18 protein-coding genes and 1 riboswitch are annotated in these 22,658 nt (G+C 29.5%); of the genes, 1 reads left to right on the top strand and 17 read right to left on the bottom strand.

Annotated features, from left to right (window positions below; translation table 11 throughout):
* Positions 1-46 precede the first annotated feature (46 nt).
* From KGF52_RS09520 to metK, 16 genes are all read right to left on the bottom strand, one after another.
* Entirely contained in the window at positions 47-2,188 is a 2,142-nt protein-coding gene (locus KGF52_RS09520; protein WP_227840000.1) for a Tex family protein, read from the bottom strand.
* A 146-nt stretch (positions 2,189-2,334) separates the two neighbouring features.
* Positions 2,335-3,442, bottom strand: a protein-coding gene (gene prfB / locus KGF52_RS09525; RefSeq protein ID WP_227840001.1) for a peptide chain release factor 2 whose coding sequence is annotated in 2 segments (ribosomal slippage) — positions 2,335-3,366 and positions 3,368-3,442 — 1,107 coding nt in all. Because the reading frame shifts where the segments join, the coding sequence is not laid out codon by codon here.
* A gap of 14 nt (positions 3,443-3,456) precedes the next feature.
* A complete protein-coding gene (gene secA / locus KGF52_RS09530; protein WP_227827869.1) occupies positions 3,457-6,132 on the bottom strand; it encodes a preprotein translocase subunit SecA in 2,676 nt (891 codons plus the stop codon).
* A gap of 131 nt (positions 6,133-6,263) precedes the next feature.
* Positions 6,264-6,815 (bottom strand): ribosome hibernation-promoting factor, HPF/YfiA family, encoded by a 552-nt coding sequence (gene hpf / locus KGF52_RS09535; protein WP_227840003.1) that lies wholly within the window; start codon positions 6,813-6,815, stop codon positions 6,264-6,266.
* A 556-nt stretch (positions 6,816-7,371) separates the two neighbouring features.
* A complete protein-coding gene (locus KGF52_RS09540; protein ID WP_227840004.1) occupies positions 7,372-8,046 on the bottom strand; it encodes a copper homeostasis protein CutC in 675 nt (224 codons plus the stop codon).
* Positions 8,047-8,048: 2 nt separating this feature from the next.
* Positions 8,049-9,101 carry a Sapep family Mn(2+)-dependent dipeptidase gene (locus tag KGF52_RS09545; RefSeq protein WP_227840006.1) on the bottom strand — a complete coding sequence of 351 codons (1,053 nt, stop codon included), beginning with the start codon at positions 9,099-9,101 and terminating at the stop codon, positions 8,049-8,051.
* Between the two features lie 54 nt (positions 9,102-9,155).
* The gene (locus KGF52_RS09550) at positions 9,156-10,115 is read right to left on the bottom strand and encodes a N(4)-(beta-N-acetylglucosaminyl)-L-asparaginase (protein WP_227840007.1); all 960 of its coding nucleotides are present in this window, start codon (positions 10,113-10,115) and stop codon (positions 9,156-9,158) included.
* Between the two features lie 95 nt (positions 10,116-10,210).
* Positions 10,211-10,729, bottom strand: coding sequence for a GrdB-related putative oxidoreductase (locus tag KGF52_RS09555; protein ID WP_227827874.1), 519 nt, complete (start codon positions 10,727-10,729; stop codon positions 10,211-10,213).
* Between the two features lie 10 nt (positions 10,730-10,739).
* Positions 10,740-12,074 carry a PTS cellobiose transporter subunit IIC gene (gene celB / locus KGF52_RS09560; RefSeq protein ID WP_227840010.1) on the bottom strand — a complete coding sequence of 445 codons (1,335 nt, stop codon included), beginning with the start codon at positions 12,072-12,074 and terminating at the stop codon, positions 10,740-10,742.
* Between the two features lie 46 nt (positions 12,075-12,120).
* Entirely contained in the window at positions 12,121-12,447 is a 327-nt protein-coding gene (locus KGF52_RS09565) for a PTS sugar transporter subunit IIB (protein ID WP_227434553.1), read from the bottom strand.
* A gap of 26 nt (positions 12,448-12,473) precedes the next feature.
* A complete protein-coding gene (locus KGF52_RS09570; RefSeq protein WP_227483559.1) occupies positions 12,474-12,782 on the bottom strand; it encodes a PTS lactose/cellobiose transporter subunit IIA in 309 nt (102 codons plus the stop codon).
* A 139-nt stretch (positions 12,783-12,921) separates the two neighbouring features.
* Positions 12,922-14,826, bottom strand: a complete 1,905-nt coding sequence (locus tag KGF52_RS09575) for a BglG family transcription antiterminator (protein WP_227840011.1) — start codon at positions 14,824-14,826, stop codon at positions 12,922-12,924.
* A gap of 343 nt (positions 14,827-15,169) precedes the next feature.
* Entirely contained in the window at positions 15,170-15,952 is a 783-nt protein-coding gene (locus KGF52_RS09580; RefSeq protein WP_227840012.1) for a ComF family protein, read from the bottom strand.
* 2 nt (positions 15,953-15,954) lie between these two features.
* Positions 15,955-18,174: an ATP-dependent RecD-like DNA helicase gene (locus tag KGF52_RS09585; RefSeq protein ID WP_227840013.1), complete on the bottom strand. Its 2,220-nt coding sequence runs from the start codon at positions 18,172-18,174 to the stop codon at positions 15,955-15,957.
* A gap of 271 nt (positions 18,175-18,445) precedes the next feature.
* The gene (locus KGF52_RS09590) at positions 18,446-19,543 is read right to left on the bottom strand and encodes a hypothetical protein (protein WP_227840014.1); all 1,098 of its coding nucleotides are present in this window, start codon (positions 19,541-19,543) and stop codon (positions 18,446-18,448) included.
* A gap of 334 nt (positions 19,544-19,877) precedes the next feature.
* Complete coding sequence (metK, locus tag KGF52_RS09595; protein WP_227840015.1) at positions 19,878-21,071, bottom strand: methionine adenosyltransferase; 1,194 nt, start codon at positions 21,069-21,071, stop codon at positions 19,878-19,880.
* A gap of 136 nt (positions 21,072-21,207) precedes the next feature.
* Positions 21,208-21,311, bottom strand: a riboswitch (SAM riboswitch).
* Between the two features lie 188 nt (positions 21,312-21,499).
* On the opposite strand from metK, the gene yyaC reads away from it, so the two are divergent.
* Entirely contained in the window at positions 21,500-22,009 is a 510-nt protein-coding gene (gene yyaC, locus KGF52_RS09600) for a spore protease YyaC (protein WP_021382545.1), read from the top strand.
* A gap of 135 nt (positions 22,010-22,144) precedes the next feature.
* Here yyaC and fabZ read toward each other — a convergent pair whose 3' ends face one another.
* Positions 22,145-22,573: a 3-hydroxyacyl-ACP dehydratase FabZ gene (fabZ, locus tag KGF52_RS09605; RefSeq protein ID WP_227483562.1), complete on the bottom strand. Its 429-nt coding sequence runs from the start codon at positions 22,571-22,573 to the stop codon at positions 22,145-22,147.
* Positions 22,574-22,658 lie beyond the last annotated feature (85 nt).

The raw sequence follows: 22,658 nt of genomic DNA on the forward strand, positions 1-22,658 counted from the left end.
ATTTATAATTGTTACATGTAAGTAGCATAACTAAACATAAATTAGCCTATTTTTTCATTGACAATGCTACTCTTTTTTTATTTAAGTCAATTCCAATTACTTTTACATCTACTATATCACCTACTGTAACAATACTCATAGGGTCTTTTACAAAGCTATTACTCATTTCTGATTTATGAACTAATCCATCATTTTTTATTCCAATATCTACAAATGCTCCAAAATCTACAACATTTCTTATGGTACCTTTTAAAGACATTCCTTCTTGTATATCTTCAATTTTTAGGACATCAGTTCTAAGTATAGGCTTTATACCTTCTTCTCTTGGGTCTCTTCCTGGTTTTTTGATTTCAGCTATTATATCTCTTAAAGTAACTTGACCTACTTCCAATTTTTCACTTAATTCTCTCAAACCAATTTCCTTAACTTTTTCATCTATTTCTTCTATATTTTTATTTTTTATATCATCCAAAGAATATCCTATTATTTCAATCATTTTTTTGCATATATCATAACTTTCAGGATGTACACCTGTATTATCTAGAGGATTTTTTCCATCTAAAATTCTCATAAATCCAGCACATTGAGTAAATGCTTGAGGTCCAAGTCTTTTTACTTTTTTCAATTGGACTCTTGATGTAAAGTCTCCATTTTCTTCTCTATATGCTATTATATTTTTTGCGATAACCTTACTTATTCCTGCAATATGCTCTAAGAGAGAATATGATGCAGTATTTAAATCTACTCCAACACTATTTACAGAATCCTCAACAACTCCATTTAATACTTCTTCTAATCTCTTCTTGTTTAAGTCATGTTGATATTGACCTACACCTATACTCTTAGGGTCTATTTTTACAAGTTCTGCTAATGGGTCTTGTAGTCTTCTCGCTATAGATATAGCTCCTCTTATTGATACATTTATATCTGGATGTTCTTCATTTGCAAGTTCAGATGCTGAATAAACTGATGCACCAGCCTCACTGACTATAACATATTGAACTTCTCTATCTATCTCCTTTATCATTTCTGATACAAATGTTTCTGATTCTCTTGATGCTGTCCCATTTCCTATTGAAATTATATCTATATTATATTTCTCAATTAATTCTTTTAAAGTCTTCTTTGCCCCTTCTACATTATTTTGAGGGTCTGTTGGATATACTGTTGTATAGTCCAATAATTTACCATTTTTATCTACAACTGCTATTTTGCAACCAGTTCTAAATGCAGGGTCAAATCCCATAACTACTTTATCTTTAACTGGTGGTTGAAGTAATAAACTTTTAACATTTTTTCCAAATACACTTATAGCTCTTTCTTGAGCTATTTCTGTCAGATGATTTCTTATTTCTCTTTCTATAGATGGGAAAATTAATCTTTTATACGAATCTTCTATTGAATTTACAATTTCATCTTTATTCTTAAAGTTTTTATCCTTTACATATTCATTTACTATATAATTTAAAACTTTATCATTATTTATTTCTAATTTAACTTTTAAAAAATTCTCTTTTTCTCCTCTATTTATTGCTAAAACTCTATGTGGAGCCATACTTTTTACTGCTTCACTATAATCATAATACATATCATAAACTGATTTCTCATCAGTAGAACTTTTACTAACTATCATTCCTTCTCTTAAAGCAAGCTCTCTTATGTATTTTCTAATCTTAGCATCATCTGAAACTGTTTCTGCAATTATATCTCTTGCGCCTTTTAGGGCATCCTCAACAGAAATTACTTCTTTTTCTTCATTTATATAACTCTTTGCCTCTAAATCTATATTATCTAGATTCCTCTCTAGTATTGATACTGCTAGATTTTCTAGCCCTTTTTCTTTTGCTATTGTTGCTCTAGTCCTTTTCTTTTGTTTATATGGCGCATATATATCTTCTACTTCTTGTAGTGTTTTTGCTTTTTCTATATTTTGTGTTATCTCATCTGTTAATTTTCCTTGTTCATCTATTAACCTAACTACATCATCTTTTCTACTTTGAAGGTTTCTTAGATACATCAATTTTTCATAGAATTCTCTTAATGTGACATCACTCATCTCACCAGTCATTTCTTTTCTGTATCTAGCTATAAAGGGTATTGTATTTCCTTCATCAATAAGCTTTAGTGTATTATTTATTTGTTCGTCTCTGAGATTAAATTCATTTTTTAAGATTTGATTTATATCCAATTTTTTTCACTCCTAATGTTAGTTTTTTCATAAGTATAACAAACAGAACGAAGGCTGAGGGTTGTAGTCCTCAGCCTAAGTGCTGTAAAGTGCATAGTAAGCACTAACCTTCTTATATATCTATCTTAATTACTGTGCATTATTTATTAAACTGTCTTATTCATTTTTAAGTATTCATTGATAAACAAGTCTATATTTCCATTCATCACACTATCTACATTTCCAAACTCAGCATTTGTCCTATGGTCTTTGACTAACTTATATGGTTGGAAAACATATGACCTAATTTGGCTACCCCACGTTATTTGTGAGTATTTGCCTTGTATATCTTCTATTTTTTCCTTTTGCTCTAATTCTTTTAACTCTATCAATTTTGCCATCAAAAGTCTCATAGCTCTATCTTTATTTAAATGTTGAGACCTTTCATTTTGACACTGAACCACTACACCAGTAGGAATATGTGTTATTCTAACAGCTGAGTCAGTTGTATTTACATGCTGTCCTCCAGCACCAGACGCTCTATATGTGTCTATCTTTAAATCTGATGGATTAATTTCCACTTCTATATTTTCATCTAACTCTGGTGTTACATCTATAGAAGCAAATGAAGTATGTCTCTTTCCTGATGGGTCAAATGGAGATATTCTTACCAATCTATGAACCCCTTTTTCACTTTTTAAATATCCATAAGTATTGGTTCCCTCTACAAGAATTGTAGCTGTCTTTATTCCCGCTTCAGGGTCTGATATTATATCTAAAAGCTTAACTTTATAACCCTTACCTTCTGCCCATCTTATATACATTCTTAGAAGCATCTGAGCCCAATCTTGAGCGTCTAGACCTCCAGTTCCAGCATTTATAGATAATATAGCATTATTTTTATCATACTCACCATTTAGAAGAGTTTTTATTTTCATCTCAGATAATTTTTCTTCTATTGATTCTATAGACTTTTCTATATCCTTTTCAACAGAATCATCCTCTTCTTCTAGACCTATTTCAATTAATACTTCTACATCTTCTAATAAGCTGTTTAGACTTTCATATTCATCTAGAGTTTCTTTTAAAGCTTTATTTTCTTGAAGTACTTTTTGTGCTACTTCATTATCATTCCAAAAATCTTGTTTGTTTATCTTCTCTTCATTAATTTTTATCTTTTCCATCAATGAAGCTACGTCAAAGAGAAACCCTCAATTCTTCTAAATTTGAAGCTATTTGCTCCACACTATGTCTATACTCTTGTATCCTTAACATTTAATCCTCCAAGACTATCTTCCACAACAGTTTTTATATTTCTTGCCACTTCCACAAGGACATAAATCATTTCTTCCAACCTTTTCATCTTTTTTAATAGTTTTACTTGTTGGAAGAGTTCCATCTGATGGAGAAGTTAGATTTTCAACATCTACAACTGCTTTTCTTTCCACTGGAGCCTCTATTGTTATATTAAATAAATATCTTACAGTATCTTCTTTGATATGTTTATTCATCTCATCAAACATATCAAAACCTTCCATTTTATAAGCAATAACTGGGTCTTGTTGACCTACAGCACGAAGCCCTATACCTTGACGTAATTGATCCATTGCATCTATATGGTCTATCCAATGATTATCAACAGCTTGAAGTAAGATAACTCTCTCAACTTCTCTCATTCTTTCATAACCTATTTGTTCTTCTTTTGCAGTATATATCTTCATAGCTATTTCATAAACTTTTTCTGTTATTTCAACTGGATTAAGCTTTTCTATCTCTGGGATTTCTATACTACCTTTTGGTAAAAACAGATTATACATATGTTCCTTAAATCCGTCTTCATCAAATCCTTTATCTTTTGTATAAAGAGTCACTGATTCTTCTATTATAGAATGAGTCATTGACTGTACTTGCTCTTGTAAATCTTCACCTTCTAATACACGTTTTCTCTCTGCATATATTATTTCTCTTTGCTTATTCATAACATCATCATATTGAAGTACATGTTTTCTTATTCCAAAGTTTTTACCTTCGACTTTCTTTTGTGCACCTTCAATAGATTTAGATAATATTCTATGTTCTATAGGCATGTCTTCTTCAAGACCTATTTTATTTACGATTCCAGATATTCTATCACTTCCAAACAATCTCATAAGGTCATCATCAAGCCCTATATAAAATCTTGAGCTACCTGGGTCACCTTGACGACCAGCACGACCTCTTAACTGGTTATCTATTCTTCGAGATTCATGTCTTTCTGTACCAATTATAGCAAGTCCACCTGCTTCTATCACTTGTTTTTGTTCTTCTTCTGTTTGTTGCTTAAATTGTTTATATAATCTTTCGTACTCTGCTCTAGCTTCAAATAAAATTTCATTTCCTGCCACAGGTATTCCTTCTATTGGAGTATCAACTCTATTTACTACATCTTCTTTAAATCCATTTCTTCTCATTTCTCTCTTAGTTAAGAAATCTGGATTCCCACCTAAAACTATATCAGTACCACGACCAGCCATGTTAGTAGCTATTGTAACAGCTCCAAGTCTACCTGCTTGTGCTATTATTTCTGCTTCTTTATCATGGTGTTTAGCGTTTAACACTTCATGTTTAATACCTTTTTTCTTTAATATTTGTGATAGTAGTTCTGACTTTTCTATCGAAACTGTACCTACAAGTATTGGTTGATTAACTTTGTGTCTTTCAATTATTTCTTCAGCTACAGCGTTAAATTTACCTATCTCACTTTTATATACACAATCTGGTAAATCTTCTCTTACCATAAGCTTATTAGTAGGCACTTGAAAAACATCCATTTTATATATTGCTTTAAACTCTTCTTCTTCTGTTTTTGCTGTACCAGTCATACCTGAAAGTTTTTTATACATTCTAAAGTAATTTTGGAATGTTACAGTAGCTAGTGTTTTAGATTCTCTCTGTATTTTAAGACCTTCTTTTGCTTCTATTGCTTGATGTAAGCCTTCTGAATATCTTCTACCAAACATAAGTCTACCAGTAAACTCATCAACTATTACTATTTCTCCATCTTTAGCAACATAATCAACATCTTTTTTCATTATTACATGTGCTCTTAGAGCCTGATTTATATGGTGGTATAACTCTGTATGAGATATATCTGTTATATTATCAACATTAAAATATACCTCTGCTTTTTGTATACCTGATGCTGTTAGAGATACAGCCTTATCTTTTTCTTCTAATTCATAGTCATCTGGTTTTAAAGTTAACACAAATGTATTTGCATCTGAATATAAGTGAGTTGATTTATCTCCAGGACCAGATATAATAAGTGGTGTTCTAGCTTCATCTATAAGTATAGAGTCGACCTCATCCACTATCGCATAATTTAATCCTCTTTGAACTCTTTGCTCTTTGTGTATTACCATATTGTCTTTTAAGTAGTCAAATCCGTATTCATTATTTGTACCATAAGTTATATCACAATCATATTGTTCTTTTCTAACTTTTGGATTTTGACCATGTACAATAACACCTACACTCATTCCTAAAAACTCATAAACTTTTGCCATTTGGTCTCTATCACGTTTTGCAAGGTAGTCATTTACTGTTACAACATGTACACCTTTTCCAGTAAGAGCATTCAAATAAACAGGAGCAGTTGCAACCAAAGTTTTACCTTCACCTGTTTTCATCTCAGCTATTCTTCCTTGATGTAATACTATACCTCCAATCATTTGAACTCTGTAGTGTCTAAGACCTAATACTCTTTTAGAAGTCTCTCTGACTACTGCAAATGCTTCTGGAAGTATATCATCTATACTTTCTCCATTTTCTAATCTTTCTTTAAATGTATTTGTCATATTTTTAAGTTCCGAGTCTGCCATAGATTCAAATTTAGGTTCTAATGAATCTATTATATCAACAGTCTTACTGAACTTTTTCAATTCTTTTTTATCTGCCATGTTGAATAAACTATCCATAAAGCTCATATTTTACATCTCTCCTCGTTCTTTATTGTACTATTATTCATTTTACCATAAAAACTATACTTTTAATATTAATTTAAAAAGCTATCGATAAATAATTTATCGATAGCTAATATGATTAAATCTAAATTGCTTTATTCATGTTCTATTATACCATATCCGCCATTATGACGTTTATAAACTACGGCTATTTCATCTGAATCTATATTCTTGAACATATAGAAATCATGTCCTACTAATTCCATTTGTAATACAGCTTCTTCTTCGCTCATTGGCTTAACACTAAACTTCTTACGTCTTTGAATTACTATATCTTGATTTTCATCTTTGTAATCTTCTTGTTCATCTGCTAGATTTATCTCTGCATCTTGGAATCTTATACTCTTATTGTCTTGATGCTTATCTTGTAGTCTCTTTTTATATTTTTTTAATTGTCTACTTAATTTATCATATACAACATCTATAGCTGTGTATAAATTTTCCTGCATATCTTCTGCTCTAATTATAGGACCATTTACAGTAGCTATTGTTACTTCTATTTTTTGTCTTGTTTTTCTAGCACTTACTGTAACCTTTACATCAGTGTCTGGATGAATGTAATTATCTAACTTACTTAATTTGCTTTCGATTTTATTTTTTATTGCATCAGTCAATTCGATTTGTTTTCCAGATATAATTATGTTCATAAGTACATCTCCCTTCAATTATGCCAGTATAAGAAAATTTATACTTTAATAATATATTCTACACGAACTCTCATAATCCTTCTTTTATTATTAACTTTTGTGATTTTTTCTATTCAATTGATAGAATTATTTTTCATTTTTAATCACCTTAACGCTTATGTGGATTAATATTATAACAATACCCTGTGGATAATGTGGATAAAACTGTTAATAACTCTTGTTCCTGTGTATTTAAAGCTATTTTTATTGCCCTTTCTATCCACAAATATCTCCAATAATTGTTTATTAATATGTGAATTCATGTCATAAAGTGGTAATTTTAGGAAATTATATGTATTCTATGCCACTTAACTTTTATAAATTTTTCATAGTTATCCACCTTCTAAGACCTCCATATTTCATTTTTTCTTTCACTATTTAGTTTAGCTTCAAGATTACCTAAAAGTAGTAAAGCATCATAACAATAATTTCTTAATCAATATTCATATACCCAAACTACAATTGACTAACACTCTTTATTTAATCTAATAAGTTGTATAAATCATATATGTTTATATTATTTCGAAATTATATCTACTAATTGTTTAAGCTTTTGTCCGTCTATATCTTCAAATGGACTCTTATCTATTCTAACAGCTGTACCAAAATGAAAATTATTTGCCTTAGTTACTCCCTTTATTTCAACTATATTATTAAAATCAAGACCTCCACCTAAAAGAATTTTTATATTATTAGAGTTAAGCATCATATCTTTTATAATTTTTATATTATCTTTTATATTTCCCTTGCCCCCTGATGTTAGTATATTTGTAATTCTGTCATAATTCTTTAGAATATTAACACTTTCTATTGTATTTGATTCATCTATTGCTCTATGAAATGTAACATCAAGATTATCGCAGTATTGCAACAAAAAATCTAAATTTTCTTCGTCTATATTATCATTCTTATCTAGCATTCCAAATACAACGCCATTAGCTCCAATCTCTTTGACTGTATTTATATCTTTTAACATTATATTTATATCCTCTTTACTATACACAAAACTTTTGGCATGAGGTCTTATCATTACATTCACAGGTATCTTTACACTGTTAACAACACTTTCTATAAGGCCAAAGCTTGGTGTCAGTCCTCCTTCAGTTAAAGCACTAACTAATTCTATTCTATCTGCGCCACAATCTTCTATAATCTTAGCGTCTTCTACTGTCATTCCTATTATCTCTAACATAACTACTCCTTTGCTAATTCATATATTGCATTTGCAAATATCTTTGCATTTAAAATTATATCATCTATATCCATATATTCGTCGTGATTATGTGCTATTCCTTTTTGTCCTGGAAACGAAGGTCCAAATGGAACTATATTTGGCATTACTTTTGCATATGTACCTCCATTAGTTGTTACTGGAGTACCATCTAATGATGTTACTCTTTCATAAGCTATTTGAAGTTTTTTAACAAGCTTACTATCCTTATCAAAATATACAGGATTAAAATTACAAATTACTTCTATCTCTGTACCATTAGGAAAATTAGATTTTATTTCATGTAGTACATCTTCTAGTTTATAACTAAAGTCATATTTTACTTTTATCTCCAGCATTATGTAACTATTCTCTTTATGTAACTCTTGATTTGTAACAATCACTTTTTCAGACATATTTTCTATAAAGCTTAAAAATATATCTTCCTTATAGTTACAGTTATTTTTGATTATAATTTTCGCCATACCTTTTTCACCATATACAACAGGATATTTGCAATCTGGTGTGAACCCCATTATAGGAGGTTTTTCTTTTTTTAAATAATATGGTATATCTTTAAATCCACTTTCTTCATTTGTACCAAAAATTATCCTAACTTTTTTATCTAACTTTAAACTTAATTCTTTAATAACATATAGTCCATATAAAGCACACATTATAGGACCTTTATTATCTAATACCCCTCTACCATAGATTCTTCCATTATATATATCTCCTCCATAAGGTTGATATATCCAATTTTCACCTTCATGTACTACATCTACATGGCCAATTACACAGATATAATCTTTACTATCTCCATATTCTGCATAACCAATATAATTGTCTAAGTTTCTAACTTTAAATCCTAATTTTCTTGAAATTTCTAGTGCTTTATTAAGTGCTTTTCCTACCTTTTCGCCAAAAGGGAAGCCATTTTCTGGCTCCCCTTCAACGCTAGGTATTTTTACAATATCTACAATATCACTTAATAAATCTTCTTTTATCTCATCTACTTTATTGTTTATGATATTCATAAAAATCTCCTTTTAAATATTAAAGAACTCTACTTTACTGTATAAATACAAACTTTATTCACTCACTTCTATTGGTGCCTTTATTCTAGCTTCATATGCTTCCATCCACTCGTTTGAAACAACCTTATGTATAGTTTTACCATCTATTCTATTTGATATATACACTGTAGGAGTTTCTGCTTTAGTAGCTACTGAGAATGTAAAGTCAGCTATATTTGTAGCTACTCCCCACTCTCCTTTATTATTCATAGCAACTAATGATAAATCTCCAGCTTTTCCTCGTCTTTTGATAAGCTGTTCATCTAACTCATTTACTGCTATATCACATGCCTCTTGTGGATGTTTTCCTTCTTTCATAAGTCTAACTATCTCATATGATATACATCCTTTCATCAAATCTTCTCCAAGACCAGTAGCTGTAGCCCCTCCTATGCTACTATCAACGAAGAACCCCGAACCAGATAGTGCAGAATCTCCTATTCTACCTCTTTTCTTCATAAATAGACCACTTGTTGAGGTTGCTGCACACATCTTTCCATTTTTATCTAAAGATATCATCCCAACAGTATCATGACCAGCATATGGGCTTAATCCTTTATCTAAAGTTTCTTTTTTCCTTTTCTTATAATGGAGCTTAGCTCTATCTGTTAACATATTTTTTCTTTCAAATCCATTTTTATGAGCATACTCTTCAGCTCCTATTCCAACTAAGAAATTATTCACTTTCTCATAACTTAGTTTTCTAGCTATACTGACAGGATTAGAATAATCTCTTATACCTGCAACTGCTCCTATATCTAGTGTGTTTCCATCCATAAATGCAGCATCAAGTTCTACTTCACAGTTTTCATTTGGAAGTCCTCCATATCCAACCGATTTATAGAATGGATAATCTTCAACTTTTCTTACAGCAAGTTCTACAGCATCTCCTGCTTCCATTCCTTTTTCTAAATGTTCTGATGCTTCAGTGATTCCTTCTATGGCCATTCTCCATGTTGCTATCATTCCCCACATATCAGAAAATCCCTCCTTAATTATATAAACTCTATCCATATACTTTAATCATAATATAGTATGGTACTTAAACTTGACAATTGGTGGAGTATTAATTAATAACAAAATTCTTCTCTCATTGAAGTTATATCTTCTTTATTTGCTATTGATTTTGCTAATTTACATATATTGTTTAGTGAATCGTTAAGACCAATTCCACCTTTTTTAGGTGTCTTAACTATACATATATCATTTTTGTATTCGTTTATTATATCTGTATTTTCTTCTGACATAGCCGCAAAAGCTGGTATATCCGTTTTATTGTTTATACTTTTAGATAATATTGCTGACATCTTAGAAAAATTTTCATAGTTAAAACTTGGTCCGCAAATTACTACATCAGGATTTAACTTTTTAACCATAGCTATCATCTTATTTGTTACTTCTTCTTCATTGTTTATAAAAAATTCATCCCCACAAAAAAGTGTCGCTATCACTTTAGATTCTTTTAAAAATGGTTCCATCATTATACCTGGACCTAATGGGCTTGATTTTCCAGCAGGAGGTATATTGCTTTTTTCTTTCCCACCTGCACCTGCTTGTATTTGATCCAATATCATAACTATTTTCTTCATAATTTTCCTCCTATAATACTAAATCATCAAAAGATATATCATCATCTTCCTCTTCAACATTTGTTTTTTCTTCTTTTAAATATTGTTTATCTAACATTTTTATAAATGGCATGTACATAAATATTCCTAGTACAAGAAGTATTATTTGTAGTAAAGCACCTTGCCATCCTGTTGTTAGAAATCCAGAGAATATAATTGGAGTTGTCCATGGCAATTGAACTCCATTTGTAAGTGGTACTAATCCTGCTGACATACAGAAATAAGCTATTATTATGTTTATTGTTGGAACTATTGCAAATGGTATCAATAATATTGGGTTAAGCATTATTGGTAGACCAAATATTAATGGCTCATTTATTCCAAATATCCCTGGTAGAATTGATAATTTACCCATTGATTTTATACGTTTACTTTTGCATATAAGTAACATAGCTATAATTAAGGATAGTGTACTACCTGCTCCACCAAATGTTGCAAACATATCCTGGAATTGACCAGTTATTATGTTTGGTATTTTTGAACCAGCTTGAAAAGCCGCTAAATTTTCAGCTGATAAAATTTTTAATATTGGATTATAGACAGCTCCAACAACACTACTACCATTTATTCCAAAGAACCAGAATAAATGTAAGAATATATAAGCTATTGCCATAGCACCTAAACTATTTCCTAATTTTAATAATGGCATTTGTAAAAACTTAAATATAAATTCATGTATACTTCCATATGGTGTAGCTTCAAAAGCAATCTTAACTAAAAAGAAAACTATCATAACTATTGCACTTGGTATTAATGCAGCAAATGATTTTGAAACAGTTGGAGGAACTCCATCTGGCATCTTCAATGTCCACCCTTTTTTAACAACTACTGCAAATAATTTAACAGATGTTATTGCGGTTATCATTCCTACAAACATTCCCTTAGAACCCATCCAACCTAATGGGATACCTGTTACCATATAGACTGCCTTTGTTCCTTCTGGTGTATATGGTATTACAAATGGTGTCACTATAAAAAAAGCTACTATTGCAACTGCTGATGATGCAATTGGGTCTACATCTATTTGTTTAGCATAAGAGTAACCAATTCCTAAAACTGCAAGTAAAGTCATTACTTCAAAAGTCGCTATAGTTGGTTGTTGTAATTTTACTGCCCAATCTGGACCAAAAATTTGACCTACGAATTCGTCCCATCCTTTTATTGGGAAGTTCGCTACTAATAAAAATAACGACCCTATTATCAATAATGGTGATGATACTAAAAAACCATCTCTAATTGCAATTAATAATTTATTTTTACCTATTTTTTCAGCCAATGGCATAAGTATTCTTTCCAATTTATTCATCTATCCACCCTCATTTCTCAGTATCTTTTTACTATATTTTAAGACTTTAAGCTTGTTTAGATTTTATTAATTTTATAGCAAGCTTTAATACTTTTTCTCCATTCATAGTTCCATAATCAGTTTCGTTTATTATATCCACAGGTTTTCCTTGAGCTTCAAACTTTGGCTTTAACTCCTTTAGCATGTATTTAACTTGAGGCCCTAACAATATACAATCTGGATTCTTTTCTGCAACTATCTTATCAATTTCTGCTATTGGAAATGCTTCTACTTCTATTGGTAAATTGTGTTCATCTGCTACTTTCTGCATCTTTCCTGCAAGTAAGCTTGTTGACATCCCAAAACTACAAAATAAATATACTTTTCTCTTCATTATCTTAAATCCCCCTTAATTACTTTTTATTTTAGTTTTTGAATTTCTTTTCTTAGCACTATCATTTCTTTTATAAGGTTTCTTTCACTCATACAAGTCATTAAATGGTCTTGAGAGTGAATTAGTAAGATAGATATATCTGACTTATTTCCTCCTGCTTCCTTTTGTATAAGTTCTGTTTGTACTTTATGTGCTTTTAATATTTCTTCATTTGCACTTTCGATTAATTCATCAGCCTTTTCAAAATCGTTTTCCTTTGCACAATCAAGAGCTTCGTAAAGCATAGATTTTGCATTTCCAGCATGAATTATAATCTTTAATACTATTTCTTCCATTTCTTCCTCCTAAATTACTTGTCTACTTTTAACTGATTTCTATCTGATAGATATATAATATCTTATAAAAACAAAAAAACATGCACAACTTTTTCCATTGGATGGAAAATTTTGTGCTTATTCACATTTTGATATAAATTTATATAAGAATATTTTTTATATTTTTAATATCACATTTACTTAGCACATCAAGCATATTTTCATCTTCTGTCAATTTAGATATTTCTTTGAATAATTCTCTAAATACTTTTCTATCATCATCTTTTTTATAAGCTAACAAAAGTATAATCTTTATGTATTTTCCATTTCTAATTTTTATTGGTGTTTTCAATCTTGCAAAACATAAGACAGATTGTTTTATGTATTTCATATCTCCGTGAGGAAACAATATTCCTTTCCCAACATTAGTTGGATATGCCTTTTCTCTTTCTATAATAGAATTTAAATACTCCTTATCTGCATAATGCTTTTCGATTAATAAATTAGTTAAGTATGCTATAGCCTCATAAATATCATTATGTTCTAGCTCTCTTATTAAATAATCAGACATCATTAATCTATTCATAAGTTTATATGATGTATCTTTTTCTTTTATTTTGTTGGTAAATTCTTTAAGTTTATTTTCATCTTCATCAGTAAATAGTGGTGTTGTTATAAAAATTGGCTTTTGTACATTTTCATATTCTTGAAATGCAATTATAAAATCTATCATTTTATTGAAGTTATCTCTTCTTAAATCTTCTTCCCTTAGAGTTTCAACTATTTCTATATTATTAAATCTCTTTTCTATCTTTACTTTTAGCAACATACTTACTCCAAAGCTAAATGGGCATACGATACTTGCTTTTTTAGTTGATTCTCTCTTATTACTTTTTCTTTCTAAAGATGTTTGAAAGTGAAGAGTAAGATAACCTATTTCATCTTCAGTTATTTGTTTTTCTTTTTGCTCAATTCCTATTGAATTTGAAATTACTGTAAATAAAAAACAAAATTTATTTTTTATATTATCTAAAAGTGGATTTTCCAAATAAACATTACTTTGCATTTGGTACATTGTAACATTTAAGTGACATATTAATTGGTCATAAAGCAATATATCATTATTAAAGTTTATACCTGATTCTTCTGATACTAGATTTATAATTCTTTTTGTGTACTCTGATAATTCTTCATTAAGGTATAGTGATTTTTTAGTATCTTTACTATTTATTTGTTTATTCATACCAAGTATTAGTGACTCTATAAATAATTTTTCTTCATGGTTTAACACTATAGACAGACTGGATTTCAACTCATTTTCTATATCTAATATAAGAATTTCTAACTTTAGTTCTTTTTTAATATTTAATATTTCAAAAGAATTCCCTAACCTTATTCGTATGATATTTATAAGTAAAAATAACATCAATTGCCTGAATGAGACATCTGTAAGTCTTATATCCATTTTATCTTCTATCATAGACATTATATTTTTGACAACTATTATGTCTACCATATGGAAATATTCTATTTCATCCATGTTTAGTCTGTATTTATCTATATATTTAAATAAGAACGCCACTAACATTATCCTTATGTCTTTCTCATTTCCCTCAATACATATACCACTACCTGTTTTAGTTGAAATTTTTAAATTATAATTACTTAATTCTACTGATAATTTATTTATTTCTTCTCTAGCAATATTTTTATTTATATACAATTTATTGGATAAATCATTTAAGGTAACTTTCTTATTATTGCAAAGTAATAGATTCAATATCTCAACTTGTTTATGAAGTTCACTATTTACTCTTTTAACTTCACCTCTTAACTTCTGATTTACTACTATTTTATCCGTATCATCTCCACTAAACTTAATCCCTATGTTAGGCTTTCTTTTAATATAAGCACTACAAAAAGTAGATAACCATTCATCAATGTACTTACAATCATTTCTTATTGTTCTCTCTGAGCACTCAAAATCGTTAGCAATCTCATTGATATTTATAAATTCTTCTTTTAATAGCAATACTGTCAACAAATTCTCTTGTCTTTTGTTCATATATATCACCTCTTTATGACTCATTCTAAATTTATTATATATAAAAAAGAGCTACACATAAAAACATTATGTTAGCTCTCTTTTAATATGATATTTAGCTGACCTGGTCTTTGACCCCACACTCGCCTACTGGAGGGTTCGCTTGGGTTCGCCGCACTACTACTCTCTCTCGATTTTATTATCGGTAGGTCTTACTTCTAAGCCGCACCATGCTCATTAACTCAACTTTTAGTGTTAACTTACGTGGATCCTTTTGCCTGCGACTGGCTTGGACTTTCAACCACAGACCTAAATATCACTTATTCATTTTAATATTTTAAAGTGAAATTGTCAATATATAAGATTATTCCATAACATAGTTGTCATTTGCTCTTGTAAGCAAAGTCATTACAAAAACCTTATTAACACCAGATAACTTTAAAATCTTAGATATTTCATTTGTTGTCAAGCCAGTTGTAAATATATCATCTATCAAAAGTACATTTTTATTATTTATTAATTTAATATTTTCGTTAACAGCAAATACATTTTTTAATTCCTTTTTTCGCTCTTGTTTACTTAACTTATAGAGCATCCTTGTATTTTTTTCCCTAGATATACAATCTAATATTGGAACATTTGTTATTTTACTCAAACTCAAAGCTATTTTTAGTGCTTGATTAAATCCTCTTTTATTAAGTCTTTTCCTATGAAGTGGAACAAATAATATATAATCAAATTTCACATTTTCTAAATCCAACTTTTCTTTCATTATTTGAGCTATGTATTTAGCCATAAATGTTTTTTGATTGTACTTTAATCCTAATATTATTTTTTTAGTTATATCATTGTATTCAATACAGGAGATTGACTTATCAAAATAAAAACTTTTATCAAAACAATAGCTACATCCTTCAATAAATTCTTTTTCAAGCGAATGATGTATGATTGGCTTTCCACATTTTATGCACCCATTTAGTATAAAATTCATTTCATCAAAACAACTTTTACAGACTGAATAGGTATTAGTTTTTTTTATTGATTTATCACAAATTATGCAATTTATATTTTCAGGATAAATAAAATCCAGACATTTATTAATCAGATTTCTAAGACTCTTAATAAAATTATCATTGCATATTTTCATATTTACTCTATCAACAGCCCTTCTTGTTTGAATTTATTTAGCTTATATCCTAAGTTTGAATATCTTTGATTTACTCTATTATTTTTTATCATATATTCCAAATATTTCACATCTCCAACTAATACAACTAATTTTTTTGCTCTTGTCACTGCTGTATATAATAAATTACGGCTTAATAACATAGGAGGAGCCCAAGTTATTGGTATCACTACAACTGGAAATTCACTTCCTTGACTTTTATGTATAGTTGTACAAAAACTATGGTCAATCTCATCTAACTCATCATATAAATATGATACAATTTTAGTTTGGTCAAATAACACATAAATAGTTTTCTTATCTTTATCTATATGATATACATAGCCTATATCTCCATTATATATACCTTCCCCACTTTCCTTTTGGTCTTCTGTCTCCCATTTTTTTGTATAATTATTTTTTACTTGCATTACCTTGTCACCAACTCTAAACAACCTTTTAGAAAAACTTTCTTCTACTTTAAACTTCTCCTTTTTGTTAAGATACTTTTGTAACTCTATATTCAGATTGGTAACTCCTAGCTCTCCTTTTCTCATTGAAGATAAAACCTGTATATCTTTTAGTTTATCAACATTATAAAATTTAGGTAGTCTTTCATTTACCAAACCTATTATTTCATTCAATATCTCTTCATTCGTTGATTTTCTTATAAAAAAGAAGTCTTTTCCCTTTGTATTTAAATGAAGTGGTTCGCCATTATTTATCTTATGCGCATTCACAATTATCATACTTTCTTGAGCTTGTCTAAATATTTCATTTAATTTGACCACATTTATAATATTTGAGTCTATCATGTCCTTAAGTACATTACCCGCACCTACAGAAGGTAATTGGTCACTATCCCCAACTAATATTACTCTTGTTCCTAATTTTATTGCTCTAAGTAAATTATACATTAAGATAATATCTACCATTGATACTTCATCGACTATTATTACATCTGAGTTTATCGGGTCTTCTTCATCTTTAAAAAATGTTAAATCATCATCTGTTGAAAATCCCATTTCTAATAATCTATGTATAGTCTTTGCTTCTTTATTAGAAGTTTCACTCATTCTCTTAGCTGCTCTTCCCGTTGGAGCAGCTAAAGTTACGCTTTTACCATTATTTTCAAATATATCTATAATTGCATTAATAGTAGTAGTCTTTCCAGTACCTGGACCACCAGTTATAATTAATACTCCACTGTTCATAGATTCTTTAACTGCTAAAACTTGTTTCTCTGCTAACTTAATTTTCTTATCATCTTCTAAAATTTTAATTTCATTTTCTATATCTATATTCAAATCTTCAAATTCATACTGCGACAATTTTACTATTTGACTACATACTCCATTTTCAGATAGGTAGTATGGCATAAGATATATGAGATTTTCATTATTTACTTTTTCTATATGTATTTTTTGATTATATACCAACATCATTACACATTCTTTTACTATGTCTCCACTTAACTCCAACAATTTTTCCGAATCTTGTATTAGAATGTGTTCTGGTAAATATGTATGTCCATTACTTAGGGATTTATTTAAGGTATATAATATTCCTTGACATACTCTATCTTTAGAATTTTTATCTATGCCAATTTTATTAGCTATACTATCAGCTACTTTAAACCCTATTCCTCTTATGTCTTCAGCAAGCTGATATGGATTTTTATTTATAATTTCTATTGCACTACTTTTATATTTTTTATATATTTTTAGACAGTAATTGGGTGTTATTCCAAAAGGAGATAGTTCTATTATTATGTTTCTTAATTCTCTATCTTCTTCATAACTCTTTACTATTTGCTTTACCTTTTTACTGCCTATACCCTCTACTTCTTGTAATTTTTCTGGGTAATTTTGTATTACATCTAGTGTATCAACACCAAACTTATCAATTATTCTCTTAGCCATTTTTTCGCCAATTCCATGTATCATACCAGAAGATAAGTAAACATAAATTCCTTCTAAAGATGATGGTGTCACTGGCATAAAACTATTCACTTCAAATTGAGTTCCATAAATTTTGTGGTTTACCCATTTACCTTCAACTTCTATACTCTCTCCCATTGCTAAGGTAGGCATACATCCTACAACAACAATTTCATCATTTTCATTTACCAGATGAGCTATTGTATAGCCATTATCTTCATTTTTAAAGACTATTTCACTTATCATTCCTTCTAATTTTTCCATTTTTATCTCCTAAAAATACTAATAATTGTTCCGTTTGCATGTTAGTATACTTAAATATATTAAGTTCTATGATAGGATTCTATCAGAAAATTTTTCTATATTTTTATACTTAACTTAATTTCCAACTATTATACATTTTATCAGAAACAAAAAAAATCTGCATCCTTAAAATATGGTACCTTAAAATAAAGGCACCATATACAAATAATTATTTTATTTCAACCAGCTTGCTTCTAAAACATAGATTAAATTTCACAAATTTATTTTGATATTAATTTACTTCAGATTTATTTTCCTTATATCCTTCAGTTTTGGTAATTCTTCGATAAAGCATACATAGTAAAATTAAAATTCCCATATAACCTGTGTATGGATATAATGTCCCTACAAGTTTATCAAATGGTAATAATCCTCCTATACATGCTAATATGCTTACTACTACTGTTATTATTTTAAATTTAGGATGGTCATCTTCCACAAATCTATTAGTTACTGACCATAATAATGGTACAGCTGTAGTATATATTCCTAATAAAAGTACTACTGAGAATAAAATACCTATAATTGGAGATATCTTGTCAGCTAAATAAAGAGCTGGTATTTCTTTTGTGTATATATTTCCTACATCTGAAAGTAGTGCTAGATTCATCATTATAGCTGCTGCCATAAGTGCTACTCCACCTACTATACCTCCCCATACAGCATCTTTCTTATTTACTGCTGAAGCTCCCATTCCTGTCAAGAATGTTATTACTATTATTACATTATAGCAAGTATAAAGTACACCTGAGAAATATCCATTTGATGTAGCAGTTTTAACGTTTAGACTATCAACTATAGCTCCTGCATTTGATAAAGCACCAATATTACTAAATAAACTAATTGCTCCCACTAAAAGTGTAAATATTATTATTATAGGACCTATATTACCTAGTATCTTGGAAAGTCTTGTCAAACCTAGAGATACAGTTATTAGGGAAACTATTGCCATGCCAATTCTACCTACATATGGATTTAGCCCATAATACTCTGACAATGTAGCTCCTGCTCCTGCAATCATTATTACTAATGTACCAAACAAAAACAATGGTCCAAACCATTCAAAAAATGTACCAAGATATTTTCCACAATATACTTGATAAATCTTTATTGGCTCTTTAAGCTTTAGTTCTCTCCCTTTTTCTATAACTTCTGCTCCAAACCATGAGAATAATACCATAGATATTATTCCTCCTATAATACCAGCATACCCATAAAACGTAAAGAATTGTAATATCTCTTGACCAGTTGCAAATCCAGAACCTATTACAGTCGCTACATATGCTCCAGCAAAACTTATAACCATTTTGATGTTCATTTTACTCGACATACACACTACTCCCTCCTAAATAAAATAAATTTTTTAATAAGTAAAATTTAATGTAAGTTTATTAAGACTATATTAGTTGTATTATTGATGCTTTTCAATATTTTTTGAATTATTTAACATTACTTAACGAAATCTTAACCAGTTTTTAACATATGTCTCCTAATATGTATTAATTTAATGCAATATTATATAATGAAATATATTAATCTCACTAAATAATGTTTCTTTATTATATGATTGAAAATTAGTATTTATTAAATATATTTAATCATAAAATAAAAAACTGCTAAAACGTAATTATAAAATTACATTCTAGCAGTTCCTTGTCTAAGCACTATTCACCTAATGCGTCTTTTCTTAATTGTTCTACTTTATCAGTTTTTTCCCATGGTAAATCTATATCAGTTCTACCAAAGTGACCATAAGCAGCAACCTTTTTGTAAAGAGGCTTTCTTAAATCTAAATCTCTTATTATTGCTCCTGGTCTTAAATCAAAGTGTTTGTTTACTAGTTCAACAAGCTTTTCTTCTGAAACTTTGCCTGTCCCAAAAGTATCTATAAATATAGATAATGGTCTAGCTATACCTATGGCATATGCAAGTTCTATCTCACATTTATCTGCAAGTCCAGCTGCAACAATATTTTTAGCCACATATCTAGCGGCATAAGCAGCAGATCTATCAACTTTTGTAGGGTCTTTTCCTGAAAAAGCTCCTCCACCATGTCTAGAATATCCACCATAAGTGTCTATTATTATTTTTCTTCCTGTAAGACCTGTATCTCCTTGAGGTCCTCCTATAACGAATCTTCCTGTTGGGTTTATATAAATTTTAGTATCTTCATCAAGTAATTCAGCTGGTATAACTGATTTTATAACATGCTCAATTAAATCTTGTCTTATCTTATCATTTGATACTGTTTCACAATGTTGAGCTGATATAAGAACTGTATGTACTCTTATAGCTTTATTTCCTTCATATTCAACAGTAACTTGAGTTTTTCCATCTGGTCTTAAATAATCAACTAAACCTGTCTTTCTAACTTCTGTAAGTCTTCTTGATAATTTATGAGCTAATGATATTGGAAGTGGCATTAATTCTGGAGTTTCATTACATGCAAATCCAAACATTATACCTTGGTCTCCAGCTCCCACTTTTTCTATTTCTTGTTCTATTTCTTCTCCAGTCTTACTCTCTAGACCTTCATCAACTCCCATAGCTATATCTCCAGATTGTTCATCTATAGAAGTTATAACTGCACAAGTGTCACAGTCAAATCCATATTTTGCTCTTGTATATCCAATTTCTTTTACTGTTTCTCTTACTAATTTAGGTATATCTACATAAGCAGATGTACTTATTTCTCCAGCTACTAAAACTAAGCCTGTTGTTACTGTAGTTTCACAAGCTACTCTAGATTGTGGGTCTTTTTCTAACAATGCATCTAATATTGAATCTGATATTTGGTCACATATCTTATCAGGATGTCCTTCTGTAACTGATTCTGACGTAAATAAATGTCTTGCCATTTTTGTTCCTCCTTATTCATTCTTAATTTTTATTATAGGTTTTACCTTATCTTCAATTCTTAGAAATTTTACTCAAAATAAAAAACCTCTCCTTATAAGAAGAGGTTAATAATCGTAATCGCATACTAATTAACTGACCTCATCTCTCAAGACTTTTGTCTTGCAGGAATTAGCACCTTTTCCCATTTGGGTGGTTGCTGGGCTTCACAGGGCCTATCCCTCAGCCTCTCTTGATAAGGTAATCAAGATTTAAGTTTTATTTTACCTTATTAGCTTACTATTTTTTTAAAATTTTGTCAAGATTTTTAGTCATATTTTTGCCATTACTTTTTTTGTGAGACAAATAAAATATTATCTCTATCTGAAATTTAAAGTTAGGTCTTTTTAATGTTTTTTATTCATATATTTTTTTGAAGGGGGTGTTCCTATTGTATTTAGCTAAAGTAAATTACAGCGATGATGATGTTATACAGATGCTAAGTTCAGTTCTCAAAACCATAATTAATGAAAATACGATTGTTGTTTGCATAGGAACAGACAGGGCTATAGGTGATACTTTAGGCCCTTTAGTTGGAACAATACTTAAAAACAGTAAATTTAAATACCCCGTTTACGGTACACTAGATAACCCTATTCACGCCTTAAATATATATGAGTCTTTAGATACTATAAAAAATACACATATGCAAGGTAACTTCTTGGCTATAGATGCTTGCTTGGGGTCACAGAGTAACATAGGTAATATACAGATTAGAGAAGGACCTATCCTGCCTGGAAAAGGTGTGGGAAAAAAACTACCTCAAATAGGAAATTATTCTATAGTAGGAATTGTAGATAAAATTGATGAAAATAACAGACTTTCATTTAATAATATACGTCTTAGCTTTATACTAGACTTAGCTGAAACAATAGCCTTAGCACTATTGGTATCTACTTAAATCTTATATAAGGTAACTGATAAAATTTTTTGTATTAAAAGGGTAGATACTATAGAGTATTTAATTTAATAAATACTCCAAATTATCTACCTTTTTATTTTGATATTTATTCTTCTGTTTTCATTCTTAAAAATTTTATTTCTCTACTAGAGCAAACATTAACTCACCTTTACAGACAAGTTCTTCACCAACATAAGCTTTAGCATCTGCTTTTGCTATATTTCTTCTAAGCGTTGTCATTTCAACTTCCATAGTCAATGTATCTCCTGGTCTTACTTCTCTCTTGATTCTAACTTTATCAATACCAGCAAATACACCTAATTTACCTTTATTTTCTTCCAAAGACATCATTGCCACTCCACACACTTGTGCTAGAGCTTCTACTATCAACACGCCTGGCATCAATGGGTAATTTGGAAAATGACCTTGAAAAAATGGTTCATTAACTGTTACATTTTTTATACCAACAGCTCTTTTTCCAACTTCTAACTCTGTAATCTTGTCCACTAATAAAAATGGATATCTATGTGGTATTAGTTCTTTTATTTCATCTATATTTAACATTTTAAACTCTGCTACTCAAAATATGGTCAAATATATCCATATCGAGATTTTTCCTTCTTCACTGAACCTCGCCTTGCCTAAGCTA

The sequence above is a fragment of the Clostridioides sp. ZZV15-6597 genome (genome assembly GCF_020657815.1).
Taxonomy (GTDB): Bacteria; Bacillota; Clostridia; order Peptostreptococcales; family Peptostreptococcaceae; genus Clostridioides.

What these genes read in the sequence shown, in the direction of transcription:
- secA (WP_227827869.1), bottom strand. Translation starts at nt 6,132, where the DNA reads ATGAGCTTTATGGATAGTTTATTCAACATGGCAGATAAAAAAGAATTG.
- KGF52_RS09545 (WP_227840006.1), bottom strand. Translation starts at nt 9,101, where the DNA reads ATGAATATCATAAACAATAAAGTAGATGAGATAAAAGAAGATTTATTA.
- KGF52_RS09555 (WP_227827874.1), bottom strand. Translation starts at nt 10,729, where the DNA reads ATGAAGAAAATAGTTATGATATTGGATCAAATACAAGCAGGTGCAGGT.
- fabZ (WP_227483562.1), bottom strand. Translation starts at nt 22,573, where the DNA reads ATGTTAAATATAGATGAAATAAAAGAACTAATACCACATAGATATCCA.
- KGF52_RS09590 (WP_227840014.1), bottom strand. Translation starts at nt 19,543, where the DNA reads ATGTCGAGTAAAATGAACATCAAAATGGTTATAAGTTTTGCTGGAGCA.
- celB (WP_227840010.1), bottom strand. Translation starts at nt 12,074, where the DNA reads ATGAATAAATTGGAAAGAATACTTATGCCATTGGCTGAAAAAATAGGT.
- KGF52_RS09550 (WP_227840007.1), bottom strand. Translation starts at nt 10,115, where the DNA reads ATGTGGGGAATGATAGCAACATGGAGAATGGCCATAGAAGGAATCACT.
- KGF52_RS09570 (WP_227483559.1), bottom strand. Translation starts at nt 12,782, where the DNA reads ATGGAAGAAATAGTATTAAAGATTATAATTCATGCTGGAAATGCAAAA.
- KGF52_RS09540 (WP_227840004.1), bottom strand. Translation starts at nt 8,046, where the DNA reads ATGTTAGAGATAATAGGAATGACAGTAGAAGACGCTAAGATTATAGAA.
- KGF52_RS09575 (WP_227840011.1), bottom strand. Translation starts at nt 14,826, where the DNA reads ATGAACAAAAGACAAGAGAATTTGTTGACAGTATTGCTATTAAAAGAA.
- metK (WP_227840015.1), bottom strand. Translation starts at nt 21,071, where the DNA reads ATGGCAAGACATTTATTTACGTCAGAATCAGTTACAGAAGGACATCCT.
- KGF52_RS09565 (WP_227434553.1), bottom strand. Translation starts at nt 12,447, where the DNA reads ATGAAGAGAAAAGTATATTTATTTTGTAGTTTTGGGATGTCAACAAGC.
- KGF52_RS09580 (WP_227840012.1), bottom strand. Translation starts at nt 15,952, where the DNA reads ATGAAAATATGCAATGATAATTTTATTAAGAGTCTTAGAAATCTGATT.
- hpf (WP_227840003.1), bottom strand. Translation starts at nt 6,815, where the DNA reads ATGAACATAATTATATCTGGAAAACAAATCGAATTGACTGATGCAATA.
- KGF52_RS09585 (WP_227840013.1), bottom strand. Translation starts at nt 18,174, where the DNA reads ATGGAAAAATTAGAAGGAATGATAAGTGAAATAGTCTTTAAAAATGAA.